Origin of the sequence: Candidatus Latescibacter sp. (assembly GCA_030692375.1) — a bacterium.
In the GTDB taxonomy this organism is placed as follows: Bacteria; Latescibacterota; Latescibacteria; order Latescibacterales; family Latescibacteraceae; genus JAUYCD01.
In genome coordinates this window covers 1-3,665 of record JAUYCD010000069.1, presented here as the reverse complement: position 1 = coordinate 3,665, position 3,665 = coordinate 1, and the positions used below count along the sequence as shown (strand labels likewise).

4 protein-coding genes are annotated in these 3,665 nt (G+C 47.7%); all 4 read right to left on the bottom strand.

Features of this window, described 5'->3' with window-relative positions; genetic code table 11:
• Positions 1-145 precede the first annotated feature (145 nt).
• Complete coding sequence (locus tag Q8O92_04570; protein MDP2982588.1) at positions 146-502, bottom strand: hypothetical protein; 357 nt, start codon at positions 500-502, stop codon at positions 146-148.
• Between the two features lie 235 nt (positions 503-737).
• Positions 738-1,487 (bottom strand): class I SAM-dependent methyltransferase, encoded by a 750-nt coding sequence (locus Q8O92_04565; GenBank protein ID MDP2982587.1) that lies wholly within the window; start codon positions 1,485-1,487, stop codon positions 738-740.
• The gene (locus Q8O92_04560) at positions 1,487-2,281 is read right to left on the bottom strand and encodes an SAM-dependent chlorinase/fluorinase (protein ID MDP2982586.1); all 795 of its coding nucleotides are present in this window, start codon (positions 2,279-2,281) and stop codon (positions 1,487-1,489) included. Before Q8O92_04560 ends, Q8O92_04565 begins: the two co-directional genes overlap by 1 nt.
• A gap of 1 nt (position 2,282) precedes the next feature.
• On the bottom strand, positions 2,283-3,665 hold a 1,383-nt coding region (locus Q8O92_04555; GenBank protein ID MDP2982585.1), incomplete at its 5' end, for an adenylate/guanylate cyclase domain-containing protein.

Below are 3,665 nucleotides of genomic sequence, written 5' to 3'. Positions count from 1 at the left end.
CGTGTCATCCTGAACTCGTTGCCGCTTCGCGGGAACGATAAAACCGTTTCAGGATCTAAATACTCAAAACATGCGCAATTATTTATGTCGTCATGTATAATTCGTGAAATAATTAAGGGATGACCTTTCAGCCATCCCTCTTTGATTATTGCGGATTTTCCACATTTTTCTTTTTGCGCGGGCCGCGCCTTCTGACTTCGATGAGGCCGGCGCCCTGAAGATAAGCTTTCAAAGGGCCTTTCTGTTTCTGAATCTCTTCCAGTTTCGCCATTAACTCCACTTCCTGCCTCTGAATTTCCGCATATCTTTCTTTGGCCATTTGATTGAAATCTTTTCCCTGTTCCATCATTTCTCCTTTTTGGATGATGTAAAAAAATAATGCCCGGATTTTATACTTGACGACATATTGTATTTCATTTCTTTTCAAAATAGATGCCGAAACGGTTGCTAAAAGATGCGCTGCGCTTTCATCGTTCTCGCGAAGCGGCAACAAGTTCGGCATGACACGTGTCATCCTGAACTCGTTTCAGGATCTAAACAATAAAAACATGCGCAATTATTTATGTCGTCATGTATAGAATATAATACGATTGGTCTGAAATATTAATAAATCTAAAATAAAAAGAAAGATATTTTTTTCAAATTGTTTTCTAATTGTAAATTAATTGATGGAAAGAGAAAAAGAAAAGCCATTTTTTTAACAGGAGTTATAAGAAAACAGGTTTGTTTGACACGGTTCAATTGGGTTTGGTATATAATTTCAAGCCGTGGATGATCATACGCTCCGAGTTTTCGCTGTATACTTCCCCACGGGTGGAACCGAATACTTCCTGCACAGCCAGCCCGGCGGCTTTCAGCATATCGAGCATTTCATCCAACTGATAGAGACGCACCGATTCCTGATATTCCTGCTCAAAATTCCCGGATTGGATGATGATGGTTTTTTCCACCCGTTTACGGTTCGGGTCGAGACGCCGCTTTTCCACAACAGTCAGTCCGTTCTTCTCCCTGATGGTTTCCGCGGCAAGCCCGGCGAGAAGCTGCGGTGGATTTAGATAGTCGATATAATACTTTCCTCCATCTTTCAGGAGCCGGGCTATGGACTCCAGGAATTCATGGTTTTCCCTGTCTTCGAAGTACCCGAAAGAGGTGAAAAGATTAAGAACGGCGTCAAAAATCCCATTCCGCAGGGGAATGGCTCGTGCATCGGCGCGTATATAGAGCGGGTATCCGGCGCCGGGGTCCAGGGCATTACGGGCGATGCACAGCATGGGGAAAGAATAGTCGAGGCCGACGACCCGGTACCCATTTCTTGTCAGGGAATAGTCGTGTCTGCCCGGCCCGCAGCATAAATCGAGGATCAGATCGTTTTTTACCAGTTCGAGAGTTCGTTCAATAAAAGCAACTTCACGCTCCGCCTCCTCGATATCACGGTGTTCATAGACAAGGAGATACTCTTCACCGAACCACCGTTTATACCACTCCATTAGTATTTCCTTATCGTAACCGGGCTTCCGACAGAGGTCATGAAGTAGTCTTCAGCGCTTTCCCCGTTCATGGATATTTCAAGGTATCCGGAAGATCCGATAAGCACCAGCACAGTTTTGGGAGGCACATCGTTGTAGTAATGCATGATTGAGGTGAACCGTTCTGTAGCGAAGTAAATTTCAACTTTTTTCTTCCCCATGAAAGACCGCAAAGTATGCTCGGAAATATTGGTGATCATGTTTCCGAATGAATCGATGGCCACGACTTCCCCTTTGAGATTATTACCGCCCTGGCTCACTTTGGGATATTTGAGATGCCTCATGTTTTTCATCTCCGGTCCGACCTCGGAAAAATTCCTCCCCGCCGAGAGATAGGCGGAGCAAGGGGAGAACACATCACGGCCATGAAAGGTGTTCGAAATTTTATCCAGCACAAAGGGAGGATTTTTGATTTCACGAATGTCGAGCGCTTTTTCTCTGGACAACACCATGGTGAAAATGCCATTATCAGGACCCACAAAGATATAATGTTCGGTCAATATGGCGATATTTTTCCGTGCTTCGCCGACCTCGGGATCAACGACTCCGACATGCACTGTGCCCTGGGGAAAGTGTTCATATGCCTGTCCCAGGGTGAACGAAGCGTTGGTGATATCGTGCTTGAGGATTTCATGGGTAATATCTATGATCCTGGCCTGTGGATTGGCCGTCAGTATCGTGCCTTTCATGATGCCGGCATAAGGGTCCCGGGTTCCGAAATCGGTTGTAAGGGTGATCAGTCCGCTCATTTCCATACTATTTCGTCCTCATGGTGAAAATACCGTCCCAATCTTCCTGGGGCGGGTTAAGGAAGAATTCCGTGCAGCGCTCGAGATAGAGGGACGCGGGACCATCTGACGGATCAATGGCCAGAGCTTCTGTGAAAAGAGCCTTTCCCTCTTCCCACCGGCGATTCTTGTAAGCTTCCAAACCGCGCTGGTAGGTTTCGAGAAGGCGCAGCCTCTCTTCACCTATTCCCTCGGTCTTTTTGGCGATTATCTCGTGAATCCTCACCCCGGCCTTTTTCCCTTTCACCCTGATGAGATCCAGCTCGCGGGTAATAATGGAGTTTTCAACCATCTGACGGGTGGCTTCGCTGCACATAACGTAGGTGCCGTATACCTTGTTTGCCCCCTCGAGCCGTGAGCTGAGGTTGACATTGTCCCCCATCACCGTATAATCGAAAATTTCACGCGATCCCATGTTGCCGATGACCATGGGGCCGGAGTTGATCCCCACCCGGGCCTTGAGTTCCGCCCGTCCCTCGCTCTTCCATTTGGTTCGCATCTCGACCAGTTTTTTCTGCATGTCGATGGCGGCATAACACGCTTTGAGTGCGTGTTCGTCGTCGGGAAGAGGAGCGCCAAATTCCGCCATAATGGCGTCTCCCTCGTACTTGTCGATGATGCCGTCATAGCTGAAAACGATATCGGTCATCGCGGTAAGGTATTCGTTCAGCAGTTCCACCAACTGGGTAGGAGAAAGATTTTCCGATATGGTGGTGAAACCGGCAACATCGCTGAAAATCACCGTCATCACCCGCTCCTCGCCTCCCAGTTTGAGCATGTCGGGATTTTTCAGAAGTTCTCCCACGACCTTGCCGGGAACATAATGGGCGAATGCTCCACGAATCACGGCTTTCTGCCGCCGCTCGGAGAGAAAATTATAGGTGACGGCGCTGATATATGAGAGGAGAATGGTTGCGAATGCCGGAGCAACCATCGGAATCATGAGACGTTTGCCGGTGAAAAGAATGAGTGCGATTCCGGAATAGGCGGCGATGATGATGAAAGAAAGAAACAGACTTCCGAAACCCCGGAATCGGTAGTTAACCAGTGTGGCAAGAAGCGTCATGATGAAGATGAGGAGAAATGTCTGTTTTTCGGTTACCGGCGGAATGAACCGGTTGTCTATGATAGTGGAGGCGATATTTTTGTGAACATGAACGCCGTACATGGGGAATTCTGCTTTGGTATAGAGCTTCGTTCCCATGTAAAACGGGGTATGGAGCACATCTTTCGAATCCGGAAAGGTCGCTCCGACCAGCACAACTTTATCCTTGAAACGGTTTACTTCCATGAGAGCTTTGAGACCGTAATCACTCTCATCATCAAGGACCTGTTCGTACGATACATATCC

Coding starts and splice junctions, on each gene's coding strand:
- Q8O92_04570 (MDP2982588.1), bottom strand. CDS start 502: ATGCCGAACTTGTTGCCGCTTCGCGAGAACGATGAAAGCGCAGCGCAT.
- Q8O92_04565 (MDP2982587.1), bottom strand. CDS start 1,487: ATGGAGTGGTATAAACGGTGGTTCGGTGAAGAGTATCTCCTTGTCTAT.
- Q8O92_04560 (MDP2982586.1), bottom strand. CDS start 2,281: ATGGAAATGAGCGGACTGATCACCCTTACAACCGATTTCGGAACCCGG.